We start from the raw sequence: 16077 nt of genomic DNA, 5'->3' as shown, positions 1-16077 counted from the left end.
TGGTCCAGCCAGATGGGAACGCTGGGGTTGTGGCGGCTGGGCGGCACGGGATCGCGGTGGTAGCGGCCCAGCTGGTACTGCACCACTTCGCCATAGGGCAACCGCCCCTGGCTGAGCAGCTGGTACAGCGTGACGCCCAGCGCAAACAGGTCGCTGCCCGCATCGGGCAGCTGGCCGGCCGGGTCGGTGCTGCGCTCGTAGCCCGGCCACTGCTCCGGATTCATGTAGCTGGGGGTGCCGGCGTGCAGGCGTCGGGTGGCCTCGGGCTCGCGGCCCGAGAGGGCCACGCCCAGGTCCAGCACACGCAACACGCCGTCGTCGCCCAGGTGCAGGTTGTCGGGCTTGATGTCGCGGTGCACCACGCCCTGGCGGTGCAGCCAGCCCAGCACACGCGCGGCCTGCACCACGACCGACACGGCCTGCGGCACGGGTAGCTGCTGGCTGCGGCGCAGGCGCTGCCCCAACGTCTCGCCCGGATGCCAGTCGTACAACAGATAGAAGGCGCTGGTGCCTTGGCCAGCGAGACCCTCCGGCGCAGCGGGCCAATCGTTCAGCCACGCCAGGTGCACGGCCGCGGGCCCCGACTGCATGCGCCGCGCCACCCACGCCTCGTGCGCCAGCGTGGCGCGCTCCTCGGCATCGTGGGCGCGGCTGGGCAGCAGAGTCTTGAGCGCAAACAGCCGCTGCGTGGTGCTGTCGCGCACCTGGTAAATGCGATGGATGCCGTTGTCAGCCACGATGGCGGTCACGGCGAGGCCGTCCACACGGTCCCCCACCTTCAGGAGCGGCAGCACCGGCAGGCTGTGCGCGCGGCGGGACTCATCCTGCAGCGTGGCCACGAGCGCGCCCTGCACCCGCACCACCAGCGCGGTCGCGTTGTCCTGGCTGCCGCGGCGCAATGCGGTCTGCACCAGCTCGTCTGCCAGGGCCTGGGCCGCCCCGCCCTGAGCTGCCAGCTGGCGCAGCTCGCGCTCGCGAAGGCTGCCGTGCACCCCGTCGGAGACGAGCACGAAGAGATCCCCGCTGCGCAGCTCGCCCTGGCTGTAGTCGACCACCACATGGTCATCGAGCCCCATGGCCCGGGTGATCTGGTGCCTGAAATCGTGCTGCGCCATCACATGGTCCGTGGTCAGCAGCTGCAGGTGACCATCCCGCAGCAGGTAGGCGCGCGTGTCCCACACATGGGCCAGCGTGTACGACTGCCCGCGCAGTACCAGGGCGGTGAGCGTGGTCAGCCCCACCGCCGGTTGGCGGCGCCGGTTCATCGAGGCGAGCCAGCCATTGTGGGCCGACAGGATGCGGTCCAGCGCCACCGTGGTGTCCCAGGTATCGGGCGTGGCGAAGTAGTCGTTCACCAGCGTGTTCACCGTGGTCTGCGCGGCTTCGCGGCCATTGCCGCCCGCACTCACGCCATCGGCGATGGCGGCGATGGCGCCCCGCTCGCGATCGCGCCCCTGACCCAGCAGCAGTCCGGCAAAGTCTTCGTTCAGCGCCTTGCGCCCCGTTTCGGAGGAACAGCCGCAGTCCAGTTCAAAACTCATGCACCAGCTCCATGCAGGTTCCATGCCCAACCTGGTGCACGTGGCACCGCCTTGCACCGATATGCCCGCGTGGTGCGCGGTGGCCTGCGGGCCGCTGCGTCCTCTGCGGCGGCCATTTCCCTTCGAAGGGTGTGCCCCGCCAGGGTGCACAGGCTCTGGCACAGGCATTGCTTGATATAGACAACGGCCCAGACGGGTCGCGCAGTTCGCCAGTGCAATGGCGCACCCGTGAACTGCCAGGACGAAGGCGTCCCCACATGCTGTTTCGCGCGTTGGCCGAAGCAGCATCGTGTGGACGCCTTTTTTGTTGTGCACGGCGCCCGGGCGGTGCCACCACAGACGGAGTCATGGTGATGAAAAAGCTCAAGCTGGTGATGGTAGGAAACGGCATGGCCGGTGTGCGCACGCTGGAAGAGCTGCTCAAGATTGCCCCGGATCTGTACGAGATCACGGTGTTTGGGGCGGAGCCGCACCCCAACTACAACCGCATTCTGCTGTCCCCGGTGCTGGCGGGCGAGCAGACCATCGACGAGATCATCCTGAACGACTGGCAGTGGTATGCCGACAACCACATCACGCTGCACACCGGCTTCACAGTGACCGACGTGGACCGCGTGCGCCGCGTGGTCAGCGCCACCAGCAGCGACGGCACGGTGATCAGCGCCGAATACGACCGCCTGATCCTGGCCACAGGCTCCAACCCCTTCATCCTGCCCATCCCCGGCAAGGACTTGCAGGGCGTGCTGGCCTACCGCGACATTGCCGACACCCAGGCCATGATCGACGCGGCCGCCACCTACCGGCACGCGGTGGTCATCGGCGGCGGTCTGCTGGGCCTGGAGGCCGCCAACGGCCTCATGAAACGCGGCATGCAGGTCACGGTGGTGCATGTGGGCGATTGGCTCATGGAACGCCAGCTCGACGACGTGGCCGGCAAGATGCTGCAAAAGTCGCTGCAGGAACGCGGCATGCAGTTCTTGATGAAGGCACAAACACAAGAGCTGGTGGGCAACGCCGAAGGCCGCGTGGCCAGCGTGAAGTTCAAGGACGGCAGCGAGGTGCCCGCCGATCTGGTGGTGATGGCCGTGGGCATCCGCCCCAATACCGCGCTGGCCGAGAAGATGCGCCTGCACGTGAACCGCGGCATCGTGGTGAGCGACACGCTGCAGACCACCACCGACGCGCGCATCTACGCCGTGGGCGAATGCGCTGCGCACCGGGGCATTGCCTATGGCCTGGTGGCCCCGCTGTTCGAGCAGGGCAAGGTGCTGGCCAACCATTTGGCCGAATTCGGCATCGGTCGCTACCAGGGCTCGCTCACGTCCACCAAGCTCAAGGTGACGGGCATCGACCTGTTCTCGGCCGGAGACTTTCAAGGAGGAGACGACACCGAGGAGATCGTGATGAGCGACCCCTTCGGCGGTGTGTACAAAAAGCTCGTCATCAAAGACGACAAGCTGGTGGGTGCCTGCCTGTATGGCGACACGGTGGACGGCAGCTGGTACTTCAAGCTGCTGCGCGACGGCCGCAGCGTGAGCGACATCCGCGACAAGCTGATGTTTGGCGAATCGCACCTGGGCGACACAGGCCACCAGGGCCAGAGCAAGGCTGCCGCCATGCAGGACAGCGACGAGGTGTGCGGCTGCAATGGCGTGACCAAGGGCGCGATCTGCAAGGCCATCAAGGAAAAAGGCCTGTTCACGCTCGACGAGGTGCGCAAGCACACCAAGGCCAGCGCCTCGTGTGGCTCGTGCACCGGGCTGGTAGAGCAGATCATCATGTTCACCGCCGGTGGCGACTACAGCGCCACGCCCAAGACCAAGGCCATGTGCGGCTGCACCGACCACGGCCACCAGGCCGTGCGGGACGCGATCCGTACAGCCAAGCTGGTGAGCATTGCCGAGGTGTTCAAGTTCATGGAATGGAAGACGCCCAATGGCTGCGCCACCTGCCGCCCGGCGGTCAACTACTACCTCATCAGCACCTGGCCGAAAGAGGCCAAGGACGACCCGCAAAGCCGCTTCATCAACGAACGCAGCCACGCCAACATCCAGAAAGACGGCACCTACAGCGTGATCCCCCGCATGTGGGGGGGAGAGACCACGGCCGATGAGCTGCGCCGCATTGCCGACGCGGTGGACAAGTACAAGATCCCCACCGTCAAGGTCACCGGCGGCCAGCGCATCGACCTGCTGGGCGTAAAGAAGGAAGACCTGGTCAACGTGTGGCGTGACATCGGCATGCCCAGCGGCCACGCCTACGCCAAGGCGCTGCGCACCGTGAAGACCTGCGTGGGCAGCGAGTGGTGCCGCATGGGCACGCAGGACAGCACTCAGATGGGCAAGGACCTGGAGCGCGCCATGTGGCGCATGTACGCACCGCACAAGGTCAAGTTCGCCGTCAGCGGCTGCCCGCGCAACTGCGCCGAGGCCGGCATCAAGGACGTGGGCATCATCGGCGTGGACTCGGGCTGGGAGATGTACATCGCCGGCAATGGCGGCATCAAGACCGAGGTGGCGCATTTCTTCACCAAGCTGAAGACCGCCGAGGAGGTGCTGGAGTACACCGGCGCATTCTGCGAGCTGTACCGCCAGGAAGGCTGGTACCTGGAGCGCACCGTGCACTACGTGAGCCGCGTGGGCCTGGACTACGTGAAGAAACGCATTCTGGAAGACCACGCAGGCCGCAAGGCGCTGTGGGAGCAGCTGCAGTTTGCGCTGGACGGCGAGCCCGACCCCTGGTTCGAATTCGACAAGGCGGCGGTGGACACACGCCAGTTTGCGCCCCTCACTCCCTGATCCGCGCCCGATGCGCCCATCTCGCAGAGCCCCACCATGCACCGAAGAACCCTCTTGACCGCCGCCAGCTGCGCCGCCGCGTGCAGCGCCCTCGCCCCGCTGGGCAGCGCCCACGCCCAGGTCACCGACCTCAACGACGCCATCAACAAGGCCGGGCGCCAGCGCATGCTGAGCCAGCGTGTGGGCAAGGCCTGGCTGGCCCTGGCCCACAAGGCCGACACACCCACGGCGCGCCAGGTGATGCAGCAGTCCATCGCCCTGTTCGAGCGCCAGCTGGTGGAGCTCAAGGCCTACGCGCCCTCGCCGACCATCCGCGAGACCTACACCAAGCTGGAAACCGCGTGGGCCGCCCACAAGGCCGCGCTGGCCGCCGATACCTCGTTGGCCGACAACGCCAGCGCCCTGCTGCAGGCCGACGCCAAGGTGCTGGCCCTCGCCCACCTGGGCACCACGCAGTACGAGGCCGCCTCGGGCAAGCCCGTGGGCCAGCTCGTGAACATTGCAGGACGCCAGCGCATGCTGAGCCAGCGCATGGCCAAGTTTTACCTGGCCGCCATGCTGCCCGTGGATGCCGCAGCGGCCACGGCCGAGATTGCCAAGGCCCGCGCGGAATTCGTCGCCGCCACCGAACTGCTGCGCAACGCCCCCCAGGCCACCTCACGCATCCGCCAGGAACTGCAGCTGGCCGATAGCCAGTGGGTGTTTTTTGACGCGGCGCTGCAGCGCATGCAGGGCGGCGGCAACGTGAACCGGCAGGTGGCCGAGGTGTACGTGGCCAGCGAGAACCTGCTCGTGAGCATGGACCGCGTGACCGGCATGTACGCGGCGCTCGCGGCCTGAGAACCTGCCCGATCAAGCCTCCCACAAAACAACAAGCCGCCCCACGATGCCCCCGGCAAGCTCCCGACCACATTCCAAGACACCCGAAGGAACCGCGATGACCACGACCCCCGCACCGCAATGGAAGCTGATCTGCCGCGTGGACGACATCCCCGTGCTGGGCTCGCGCCGCGTGGCGCGCCCCCAGGGCCTGGATGTGGCCGTGTTCCGCAACGATGCGGGGGGCGTGTTCGCGCTGCTGGACCGCTGCCCGCACAAGGGCGGCCCGCTGTCGCAGGGCATTGTGTTCGGCACCCATGTGGCGTGCCCGCTGCACAACTGGACCATCGGACTGTGCGACGGGCAAGCATCCGCACCCGACGAAGGCTGCACACCCAAATTCGCTGTGAAAGTGGAAGACGGCGCCGTGTACCTGGATGCCCGCGAGCTGGAAACCCATGCGCTCGACCTGGTCCGGCCCCTCGCAGGCCCGGCACGGCGCGGTCTGGCAGCCTGAAAGCCAGGGCCCATCCTGAACGGAAAACGCTACAAATAACATAGCTGCCGGCGCTTATTCAACATGCTCCAGCGCCCAAAACACCTGAAAACCACGCCATGCAAGAAACCAAATCCACCTGCCCCTACTGCGGCGTAGGCTGCGGCGTGATCATCGAAAGCAACGGCGCGCAGATCACCGGCGTGCGCGGCGACCCCACCCACCCCGCCAACTTCGGCCGCCTGTGCACCAAGGGCTCTACCCTGCACCTCACGGCCAGCAGCCCCATCACGCTGCAGACCCGGCTGCTGCAGCCGCAGCAGCGCCTGCACCGCAGCGATGCCCCACGCGCCATCTCGTGGGACGCCGCCCTGGGCCTGGCCACCGACCAGTTCGCCAACATCATCCAGCAGCACGGTCCCGACGCCGTGGGCTTCTACGTGAGCGGGCAGTTGCTCACCGAGGACTACTACGTCTTCAACAAGCTCGCCAAGGGCCTGATCGGCACCAACAACATCGACACCAACTCGCGCCTGTGCATGAGCAGCGCCGTGGCGGGCTACAAGCAGACCCTGGGCGCCGATGCGCCGCCCGCGTGCTACGACGACGTGAAGCACGCGCAGTGCCTGTTCATCGTGGGCAGCAATGCGGCGTGGGCGCACCCTATCCTGTTCCGCCGTATCGAGGACGCGCGTGCTGCCAACCCCGGCATGAAGATCATCGTGGCCGACCCGCGCCGCACCGACACGGCCGGCATGGCCGACCTGTTCTTGCCCATCCAGCCCGGCAGCGACGTGATGCTGTTCAACGGCATGTTGCACCTGATGCTGTGGGAGGGCTGGACGGATGCCGCGTACATCGCCGCACACACCACGGGCTTTGACGAGCTCAAGGCCCTGGTGCGCGACTACACGCCCGAACGCGTGGCGCAGACCTGCGGCGTGAGCGTGGCCGATCTGACCACCGCCGCCAAGTGGTTTGCGCAGTCCAAAGCCACGCTCAGCCTGTACTGCCAGGGCCTGAACCAGAGCAGCAGCGGCACGGCCAAGAACGCAGCGCTCATCAACCTGCACCTGGCCACCGCACAGATCGGCAAGCCCGGCGCGGGCCCGTTCAGCCTGACCGGCCAGCCCAACGCCATGGGCGGGCGCGAAGTGGGTGGCCTGGCCAATCTGCTCAGCGCCCACCGCGACCTGGCCAACCCGCAGCACCGCGCCGAAGTAGCTGCGCTCTGGGGCGTGGCCGATGTGCCATCCAAACCTGGCAAGACGGCCGTGGAGATGTTCCAGGCTGCCGCCGACGGCGAGATCAAGGCGCTGTGGATTGCCTGCACCAACCCCGCGCAAAGCATGCCCGACCAGGCCACCGTGCGCCGCGCACTGCAGCGCGCCGAGTTTGTGGTGGTGCAGGAGGCCTTTGCCACCGCCGCCACCTGTGCCCATGCCGACCTGCTGCTGCCCGCCACCACCTGGGGCGAGAAGACTGGCACGGTGACCAACAGCGAACGCCGCATCACCCGCGTGCGCCCTGCCGTGCCCGCCCCCGGCGAGGCGCGCCACGACTGGGCCATTGCGGTGCAGTTTGCACACCAGCTGGAGGCCCGCCTGCGCCCCGGCCAACCTACGCTGTTCCCCTACACCACCGAGCATGCCGACCAGGGCGCCGAGACGGTGTGGAATGAGCACCGCGAGAGCACCCGAGGGCGCGATCTGGACATCACCGGTCTGTCGTGGGACATGCTCGAATCTGCAGGCCCCCAACAGTGGCCATTGCCTGAGGGATCCACCACGGGCAAGGCCCGTCTGTACGAAGACGGCGTGTTCCCCACCGCCGATGGCCGCGCCCGTTTTGCCGCGCACGCTTGGCAACCCACGGCCGAGCAGCGCGAGTCGCGTTACCCCTTCAGCCTGACCACCGGCCGCCTGCGCGATCAGTGGCACGGCATGACCCGCACCGGCACCCTGGGCCGCCTGTTCGGCCATGTGGCCGAGCCCAGCGTGCAGCTGCACCCGCAGGACATGGAGCGGCGCGGCCTGAAAAACGGCGACCTGGTCTACGTGACGAGCAAGCGCGGCACCATCGTGGTGCCTGCGCAGGCCGACACCACGGTGGGCCTGTCGCAGGCCTTTATGGCCATGCACTGGGGCAGCGAATTCTTGAGCGGGTGTTCCTCTACCGGCGAGCGGCTGGCGGGCGTGAACGCGCTCACCACCTCGGCGTATTGCCCCACGTCCAAACAGCCCGAGCTCAAGCACGCGGCCGTCAAGGTGCTCAAGGCCGAGTTGCCCTGGACGCTGCTGGCCATGGCCTGGCTGCCCGCCGACAGCGCCCAGACCACGCGCGAGGCGCTGACTGCGCTGATGGCCCAGTTTCCGTTTGCGAGCTGCGTGCCCTTCAGCAACAACACACCGTTGAGCGAACCCGGCCGCGAGCGCGTGGGCGTGCTGCTGCGTGCCGCCGCACACGAGGCACCGCCCGAGGCCACCGTGGAGCGCATCGAATCCCTGATGGGCCTGGCTGGCGCGGACACGCTGCGCTATGTCGACAAGAAACGCGGCCAGCGCCGCGCCGCTCGCCTGGCGCGCCACAGTGAGAACACCACGCTCGAAGGCGTCGTGCTCGCGGGGGACACCAGCGCCGAAGGCTGGCTCAAGACCCTCTTGCAGGAAGAACTGCCCGCCCAGACCTATGGCCGCCTGCTGCTGGTGCCCGGTGCCAAGGCGCCAGTGGCCGTGCAGTCGCGCGGCAAGTCGGTGTGCACCTGCTTCAACGTGACGGACGCCGCCATCACCGCCGAGCTGGCGCACTGCCATGGCACGGACGATGACCGGCTGGCCCAACTGCAAGGCAAGCTGCGTTGCGGCACCAACTGCGGATCCTGCCTGCCAGAGCTGAAACGCATGGTACGGGCCACGGGGCCGCTGGCGACCAAGCCCATGGCGCAGGCCACCATATAACCAAAAGTTCTCTTGCTTGCAGGAAAATAGCCCTCAGACCTACAAACCCCACAAGGACTTGTGCATCAGGGCTGCAGCTAGGCGCTTTCGGCGCGGACAGTACGCCTGTACGGCAAGCCGAAACAACGACGCTGAAGCCCTGTTTCACAAGTCCCGCCACCAAGAACCATGGGCATCAGTCAGTACATCAAGGAAATTGGGCGCGGCGCGCGCGGCGCCAAGCCGCTGACGCGCGAACAGGCCACCGACCTGTTCGGCCAAGTGCTGGATGGCCAGGTGAGCGACCTGGAGATCGGCGCCTTCTGCCTGGCCATGCGCATCAAGGGCGAGACGTCCGAAGAGATGTGCGGCTTTCTGGACGCCACGCACAGCCGCCTGGCACCGCTGCCTGCCACCGACCGCCCGCTCATCGTGCTGCCCAGCTACAACGGCGCGCGCAAACTGCCCGTGTTGACGCCCCTGCTGGCGCTGCTGCTGGCGCGCGAGGGCCTGCCCGTGCTGCTGCATGGCATGCGTACCGAGGCGCGGCGTGTCTTGGCCTCGGATGTGCTGCTGGCGCTCGACGTACCTGCGCTGACCGCTCCTGAAAATATAGCAAACGGCACCGTACGCCACATCCACACACAGCACCTGCACGCCGGTCTGGCGCGCCTGCTGGCCGTCCGCGAGGTGGTGGGCCTGCGCAACCCGGGGCACAGCGTCGTCAAGCTGATGAGCCCATGCGCAGGGCCCTCGGTAGTGGTCACGGCTTACACCCACCCCGAATACTTCGAGATGCTGCAGAGCACCTTCCGCACGCTGGGCATGAGCGCCCTGCTCTCGCGGGGCCTCGAAGGCGAAGTCGCCACCGACCCGCGCCGCACGCCGCGCTATGACGGCTTTGTGCACGGCGTGCACGAGGTGCTGGAAACGCAGCAGCCCGGCACGGCCGGCGAGGTGCCCGGGCTGCCCTCCGAGATCGATGTGGCCACCACGGCCGCCTACACGCGCCGCGTGCTGGCTGGCGAACTGCCCGTTCCACCCGCAATTGCGCGGCAGGTGGAACATATCTTGCGAATCGCCGATCAAACCTTTTCGGAGACACACCCATGAGCCGCACCACGCCCCCCACTGCCCTGCCCCCTTCCCGCCCTCACCTGGGCACCGGCGGCAGCTGCACGCTGGTGGGCGCGGGCCCGGGCGACCCCGAACTGCTGACCATCAAGGCACTCAAGGCCATCCAGGCGGCCACGGTGCTGCTGGTGGATGACCTGGTGAGCGATGCCATCGTCGCCCACGCATCGCCCACGGCCCGCGTCATCTACGTGGGCAAGCGCGGCGGCTGCAAGAGCACGCCCCAGGCCTTCATCGAGAAACTGATGCTCATGGCCGTGAACGAGGGCGAGAACGTGGTCCGGCTCAAGGGCGGCGATCCCTTCATCTTCGGCCGCGGCGGCGAAGAGGTGGAACACCTGCGTGCTGCCGGCGTGCCGGTCACGGTGATCAATGGCATCACGGCAGGCCTCGCGGGCCTGACCTCGTTGGGCGCGCCGCTCACGCACCGCGAGCACGCCCACGGCGTGGTGTTCGTCACCGGCCACGCCAAGCCCGGCGACGCGGGCACCGACTGGCGCCAGCTGGCCGCCACGGCCCGCGATGCGAAGCTCACGCTGGTCATCTACATGGGCGTGAGCGGTGCCTCCACCATCGAACAGGAACTGCTCTGCGGCCTGCCCGCCAGCACGCCCGTGGCCATCATCCAGCACGCCAGCCTGCCGCACCAGCGGCATGCCGTGACCACGCTGGGCGACCTGCACAACACCAGCACGCGCGAGGGGCTGGCCCGCCCGTCGGTGATCGTGGTCGGTGACGTGGTGCGCGGCGTGGCGGCAGCGTCAGAGCACGTCGAACAGCCCATGCTGGCCGCACGCAGGGGCTGACCGCCCCCCCTGCACATCTCCGTTCGCACCTGCATCACCTTCGCCCATGGCCAGTGCCGAGCGGCACACGCGGGTGGGTGCACACACGCCTTTCGGCCCCCTCTGGCAAGGCGTTCAGCGGCGGCGAGCGCTCCCCCATGCCCCGGGCCTATCCACATTCCTTGCCACGCCGCTGGCGCAGGTATTGCTTGAGTCTCTGTATCCGATTGCAACCCACAAGGACGCACCATGTCAGCCCCTTCGTCGTCTCCACGCACTGGCATGCCCCTTCCCTCACCCACCGGGGCGGCCGTCTCGGCCAGGGATGCCACCATGTCCCTTGTCAATCTGGCCGCACGCCAGCGCATGCTGTCGCAACGTATGGTGCTGCAAACCGTGCTGGCCGCGCGCGGCAGCGATCTGCACTTGAAAGCCGCGCGCCATACGCTGGCGCTCTTCAAGGACAGTCAGGCTCAGCTGGTGGACACGCCGCGCCTGCTGGAACCCGCCAGCGCCGAACGGATTCGTGCGGTGTACCACGGCCCTGCCGGCGTGGCCGCCACCATTGATGCGTTTGCACAGCGGGTTGAAGTGGCGCTGGAACATGCAGAGCGCCAAAGCCGCCGCGTGGACGATGCGGTGGCCGAACTGGTGAGCGCCACCGATGGCGCGCTCGAAGCGCTGAACGCGGCGACCACCGTGTTCGACCAGGTGGGCCGCGCGAAATCGGAGACCCTGATGAAGGAACTGGCGGGCATTGTGGAGTCCATCCAGACCGTGGCCCGCGAAGCCAAGGTGGTGAGCTTCAACGCGCAGGTGATGGCCGCCCGCGCGGGCCAGCACGGTCGCGAATTTGCCGTGGTGGCCAACGTGCTGTCGGACATCACGCAGGAGATCGATGGACTGTCACTGCAGGCGGTGTCCCTGGCGGGCCGCAGCCGCAGCGCCGCGTAGCGCAAGACCGCGGTCTACGGTGCGGGCGTCTCGCGCACCTGCGCGAAGCGCTGCGCCAGCTCCTTGCGCAGCGACTTGCGCAGCAGCGCGGCATCCCAGCGGCGGCGTTCATCGGGCGTGGAAGGCGACAGCGGCGGCACCGGTACCGGCTTGCGCGCCTCGTCCACCGCAACCATCGTGAAAAAGCAGCTGTTCACATGCCGCACGGATTGCGAGCGGATGTCCTCGGCCACCACCTTGATGCCCACCTCCATCGACGAAGAGCCGGTGTAGTTGACGCTGGCGAGGAAAGTCACCAGCTCGCCCACGTGGATCGGCTGCAAAAACATCACCTGGTCCACGCTGAGCGTGACCACGTAGCACGCCGAGTAGCGGCTGGCGCAGGAATACGCCACCTGGTCCAGCAGCTTGAGGATGGCGCCGCCATGCACGTTGCCCGAAAAATTGGCCATGTCGGGCGACATCAGCACGGTCATGCTCAGTTGGTGGGAAGGGATATTCATGTTGCAATTTTAGGGAGGAGATCGTCGCGCCACCACAACGGGGCTGGCCGCTACACTCGCGCAGCACAAGCCATGCCACGCCGTGGCGCCGGAGGGAACACATGCTCGAAATCGACAAACTCAATGAATTCACCGAAAGCCACGGTGAGCTGCGGCGCGGGCGCGGCCTGGTGTCGGGCGTGATCGCGCTCACGCTGGCCGTCCTGTGCTTTCTGGGTGTGCTGGCCTTCCACTTCCCCGAATACCTGACCACGCCGCAGCTGCGCAAGAGCTACGACGTGGCGGTGATCCGCAACATCATGCTCGGGGCCATGGCCATTGCGGGCGGCATCTCGCTGGTGAACATCCTGTTCAACCGCGCGCGCTGGCTGGCCACGTTCGCGTTTGCCATGGTGGCGCTCACGGCGCTGCTGGGCGGGCACAAGGTGGAGGTGGACCCGAACTTCCCTGACAACACACCGTACATTGGTTTGGATTGGTTCATCCTCGACCTGCTGGGCAGCTCGCTGATCTTCATCTTCATCGAGAAACTCTTCGCACTGCGCAAGGACCAGCCGGTTTTCCGCGCCGAGTGGCAGACAGACTTTCACCACTTCATCGTGAACCACATGGTGGTGGGCTTCGTGCTGCTGGCCACCAACCTCATGGTGCACAAGTTCTTCGGCTGGGCAGCCAACGATGGCATCCGCGGCTGGGTGCAGGGGCTGAACTTCTGGGTGGCGCTGTTCCTCATCATTCTGGTGGCCGACCTGGTGCAGTACTGGACGCACCGCGCCTACCACGAGGTGCCCCTGCTGTGGCGCCTGCACGCCGTGCACCACAGCGTCAAAAGCATGGACTGGATGGCCGGCTCGCGCCAGCACATCCTGGAGTTGCTCATCACCCGCACGCTGGTGCTGGCGCCCATCTACGTGCTGGGTTTCAGCAAGGAAGTGATCGATGCGTACATCGTGGTGGTGGGCTTCCAGGCCGTGTTCAACCATGCCAACGTGAGCGTGCGCCTCGGCCCGCTGCGTTACGTGCTGGTGACGCCCAACTTCCACCACTGGCACCACAGCCAGGACCAGGAAGCGCTGGACAAGAACTACGCAGCGCACTTCGCGTTTCTGGACTACCTGTTCGGCACGGCCGTGAAAAGCACCAAACTCTGGCCCGAGAAGTACGGGGTGCTGGGGGACTACGTGCCCAATGGATTCGTAAAGCAGCTTCAGTTTCCGTTCACCTGGAAGGGCTGAACGCCAAGCGCCCCCTGGAGGAGCGTGAGCAGGCTCCTACAGCGGCAGCTGACAGGTTCTACAAGCCGCGCAGTTCTTCCTCCAGCGCCTTCAGCTGCTGGCGAAGCTCCTGGGTGCGCGTCTCGCAGGCCGCCTTGTTTTTGGCGGCCTCGGCGGCGCGCTCTTGCGCAAATTGGGAGCCCTGCGGCAGGTTGCCGCGCCGCAGGGGCCCGGCCTGAGCAACGGCCTCTTCGGGCGCCGCCGCGCATTCGCGCTGGTTGCGCTCGATGGCAGCCCGGGCCTGCGGGATGCCCTGGTTCTGCAGGTAGTTCTTGCGCTGCCACGAGGGGCCAAAAGCCCCCTCCTTCCCGACCGACGGTGCAGGCTGAACCGGGGTGGCACCTTCCATGGCCGGCCGCACATCCACCTTTTCCCCCGTGCCCTCGCAGGGCGCATCCTGAAACGACACCTTGCCATCGGCGCCCGTGCATTTGTTCACGGCCCAGGCGGCGGGCACAAAGCCCAGCAGCACGGCGCAGGCAGCGCAGACGGCATGGCGGATCGGATTCATGCGGCAGACCTCTTTGGAAGAATGGCGCATGCTACCGCGCCCAGGCCTGGCGGTGCAAAAGCTGGGGCGGTTGCACGGCAGGTGGGCAGCTACTGCAAGGAACACGGGGCACAATCGGCCGCTTTTGTTCCTGCTGCCCCGCATCCCACCACCGTGCCGACGATTCCTTTTTTTGACGCCATCATCCTCGGCGCCGGCGCGGCCGGCCTCTTCTGCGCGGGCCAGGCGGGCCAGCGGGGACTGAAGGTGCTGCTCATCGACCATGCCGACAAGGTGGCCGAGAAAATCCGCATCTCGGGCGGCGGGCGCTGCAACTTCACCAACCGCGACCTGGACCCGGCGGCGCCGCACAAGCACTTTGTGGGGCAGAACCCGCAGTTCTGCCGCTCGGCGCTGTCGCGCTACACGCCCGCGGACTTCATCGCGCTGGTGCAAAAGCATGGAATTCCGTTTCACGAGAAGCACAAGGGCCAGCTGTTTGCCGACCGCTCGGCCGAAGACATCATCGCCATGCTACTGGCAGAGTGCGAGGCTGGCGGCGTTGCACGCTGGCAGCCATGCAGCGTCAAAGATGTAGCCTTTTTGGCCTCTAGCGCAGACCCGTCAAGCGCTGGCTGCTATCAAATAAATACCGACCGAGGCCCGGTGCAAGCGCGCTCGCTGGTGATTGCCACCGGCGGCTTGTCCATCCCCAAGATTGGCGCGACGGACTTCGGCTACCGGCTGGCGCAGCAGTTCAACATCCCCCTGGTGGAGCGCCGCCCAGGCCTCGTGCCACTGACCTTTGATGGTGCGGGCTGGGCACCCTACGCCCAGCTCGCAGGGCTTGCGCTGCCCGTGCAGATCAGCACTGGTGTACAGGAAGGCCCCCACGCTCCATCGCTGCGCGGGTCGCTGCCCCCCGAGGGGGCCGCTTTTGCCTTGGGGCGGCCCGGCGGCAAAAAGAAAACCCGCATTGCGTTTGACGAGGATCTGCTCTTCACCCACCGTGGACTTTCGGGCCCGGCCGTGCTGCAGATCTCGAGCTACTGGCAGGAAGGCACCCCGCTGGCCATCAACCTCGCGCCCGCGGTGGACCTGCCCGCAGCGCTGGCGCAGGGCAAGGCCCGTTCGCGCAAGCTGATCGCCAACGAACTCGCCACGCTGGTGCCCAGCCGCCTGGCCGATGCCTGGGCCAGCCGCGAGGCCGACTGGCAGCGCCCCATCAACGAGGCCTCCGACAAGGCCCTGGCGCGCCTGGCCGAGCAGCTCGCGCGCTGGGAGCTCACGCCGACAGGCACCGAGGGCTACAAGAAGGCCGAGGTCACGCTGGGCGGGGTGGACACCAAGGCGCTGTCGCAGCAAACCATGGAATGCAAGACCCAGCCGGGCCTGTACTTCATCGGCGAGGTGGTGGACGTGACGGGTTGGCTGGGGGGCTACAACTTCCAGTGGGCGTGGGCGAGCGGCCATGTGTGTGCGCAGGCGCTGGCGCCCTCCGCCACCTGAAGCAACACACCTCAACCCAGCAACGTCGCCGGCTCAGTATTGCCCGGGTCCAGCCCACGCAGCGCCCCTCCCTGCAGGGCCCGGTGCTGCACTGCCCAGCTCAGCAGCGCCTGGGGTGGCAGTGGGCGGCTGAAGTGGTAGCCCTGCAGTTCTTCGCAGTCCAGCGCGCTCAGCACCTGCGCGGACGCAAGGTCTTCCACGCCTTCGGCCACGATCTTGAGGCCCAGCGTGTGGCCCAGGGCGATGATGGCGCGCGTGATGGCCATGTCGGCGGGGTTGCCCAGCATGTCGTGCACGAAGGACTTGTCCACCTTCAGCCGGTCAATGTCGAAGCGCTTGAGGTAGGCGAGGCTGGAGTAGCCGGTGCCGAAGTCGTCGATGGACAGCTGCACACCCAGGGCCTTGAGCGCCGCCAGTTGCAGCTCCGCCGCGTGGGCGTTGTCCATGAGTTGCGATTCGGTGATCTCCAGCTCCAGCCGGTGAGCCGGCATGCCGGTGCGCGTCAGCAGGGCCTCGATGTCGCTCACCAGGAGCGGGTCTGCCAGCTGCGCTGCCGAGAGGTTGACCGAGAGGGAGAGATTTGCCAGCGGATGGGGCCGCGGATCGGACTGGCCGGTGGTCAGCGGCACCTGCCATTGCGCCCATTGCTCGCAGGCCTGCTGCAGCACCCAGCCTCCGATCGCGCGGATCATGCCGGTCTCCTCCGCGATGGGGATGAATTCGCTGGGCGGTATGTGGCCCAGCGCGGGGCTGCTCCAGCGCAACAAGGCCTCCACGCCCAGCAGGCTGCCGTCCCTGGCGGCCAGGCGGGGCTGGTAGTGCAGGCTCAGCTCCTGGC

At 67.1% G+C, this 16077-nt stretch carries 13 protein-coding genes; 9 read left to right on the top strand and 4 right to left on the bottom strand.

The window, feature by feature from the left end:
* Positions 1 to 1541 (bottom strand): bifunctional protein-serine/threonine kinase/phosphatase (locus MRY84_RS21275; RefSeq protein WP_291507673.1); only part of this gene is annotated, 1541 nt, incomplete at its 3' end.
* A 353-nt stretch (positions 1542 to 1894) separates the two neighbouring features.
* Between MRY84_RS21275 and nirB the strand changes: the two genes are divergently transcribed.
* The 7 genes from nirB (at position 1895) to MRY84_RS21240 (ending at position 11463) form a co-directional block, all read left to right on the top strand.
* Positions 1895 to 4339: a nitrite reductase large subunit NirB gene (gene nirB, locus MRY84_RS21270; RefSeq protein WP_291507672.1), complete on the top strand. Its 2445-nt coding sequence runs from the start codon at positions 1895 to 1897 to the stop codon at positions 4337 to 4339.
* A 36-nt stretch (positions 4340 to 4375) separates the two neighbouring features.
* On the top strand, positions 4376 to 5179 hold the full coding sequence (locus tag MRY84_RS21265) for a type IV pili methyl-accepting chemotaxis transducer N-terminal domain-containing protein (RefSeq protein WP_291507671.1): 804 nt from the start codon (positions 4376 to 4378) through the stop codon (positions 5177 to 5179).
* Between the two features lie 97 nt (positions 5180 to 5276).
* A complete protein-coding gene (nirD, locus tag MRY84_RS21260; RefSeq protein WP_291507670.1) occupies positions 5277 to 5675 on the top strand; it encodes a nitrite reductase small subunit NirD in 399 nt (132 codons plus the stop codon).
* Between the two features lie 98 nt (positions 5676 to 5773).
* Positions 5774 to 8611: a nitrate reductase gene (locus MRY84_RS21255; RefSeq protein WP_291507669.1), complete on the top strand. Its 2838-nt coding sequence runs from the start codon at positions 5774 to 5776 to the stop codon at positions 8609 to 8611.
* 168 nt (positions 8612 to 8779) lie between these two features.
* The gene (gene ybiB / locus MRY84_RS21250; protein ID WP_291507668.1) at positions 8780 to 9703 is read left to right on the top strand and encodes a DNA-binding protein YbiB; all 924 of its coding nucleotides are present in this window, start codon (positions 8780 to 8782) and stop codon (positions 9701 to 9703) included.
* Complete coding sequence (cobA, locus tag MRY84_RS21245) at positions 9700 to 10530, top strand: uroporphyrinogen-III C-methyltransferase (protein ID WP_291507667.1); 831 nt, start codon at positions 9700 to 9702, stop codon at positions 10528 to 10530. The genes ybiB and cobA overlap by 4 nt, the downstream gene beginning before the upstream one ends.
* Positions 10531 to 10842: 312 nt before the next feature.
* A complete protein-coding gene (locus tag MRY84_RS21240; protein ID WP_363317578.1) occupies positions 10843 to 11463 on the top strand; it encodes a type IV pili methyl-accepting chemotaxis transducer N-terminal domain-containing protein in 621 nt (206 codons plus the stop codon).
* Between the two features lie 14 nt (positions 11464 to 11477).
* Here the strand turns inward: MRY84_RS21240 and MRY84_RS21235 are convergent, their stop codons facing one another.
* A complete protein-coding gene (locus tag MRY84_RS21235) occupies positions 11478 to 11966 on the bottom strand; it encodes an acyl-CoA thioesterase (protein WP_291507666.1) in 489 nt (162 codons plus the stop codon).
* A 101-nt stretch (positions 11967 to 12067) separates the two neighbouring features.
* Between MRY84_RS21235 and MRY84_RS21230 the strand changes: the two genes are divergently transcribed.
* The gene (locus MRY84_RS21230) at positions 12068 to 13201 is read left to right on the top strand and encodes a sterol desaturase family protein (RefSeq protein WP_291507665.1); all 1134 of its coding nucleotides are present in this window, start codon (positions 12068 to 12070) and stop codon (positions 13199 to 13201) included.
* A gap of 58 nt (positions 13202 to 13259) precedes the next feature.
* On the opposite strand, the gene MRY84_RS21225 is transcribed toward MRY84_RS21230, so the two are convergent.
* Positions 13260 to 13751, bottom strand: coding sequence for a DUF4124 domain-containing protein (locus MRY84_RS21225; protein ID WP_291507664.1), 492 nt, complete (start codon positions 13749 to 13751; stop codon positions 13260 to 13262).
* Between the two features lie 153 nt (positions 13752 to 13904).
* Here MRY84_RS21225 and MRY84_RS21220 point away from each other — a divergent pair, with 153 nt between their 5' ends.
* A complete protein-coding gene (locus MRY84_RS21220) occupies positions 13905 to 15239 on the top strand; it encodes an NAD(P)/FAD-dependent oxidoreductase (RefSeq protein WP_291507663.1) in 1335 nt (444 codons plus the stop codon).
* An 11-nt stretch (positions 15240 to 15250) separates the two neighbouring features.
* On the opposite strand, the gene MRY84_RS21215 is transcribed toward MRY84_RS21220, so the two are convergent.
* On the bottom strand, positions 15251 to 16077 hold an 827-nt coding region (locus MRY84_RS21215), incomplete at its 5' end, for an EAL domain-containing protein (protein WP_291507662.1).

The sequence above is a fragment of the Acidovorax sp. genome (genome assembly GCF_022763525.1).
Classification (GTDB): Bacteria; Pseudomonadota; Gammaproteobacteria; order Burkholderiales; family Burkholderiaceae_C; genus Acidovorax.
This window is presented reverse-complemented; position numbering and strand designations above follow the sequence as displayed.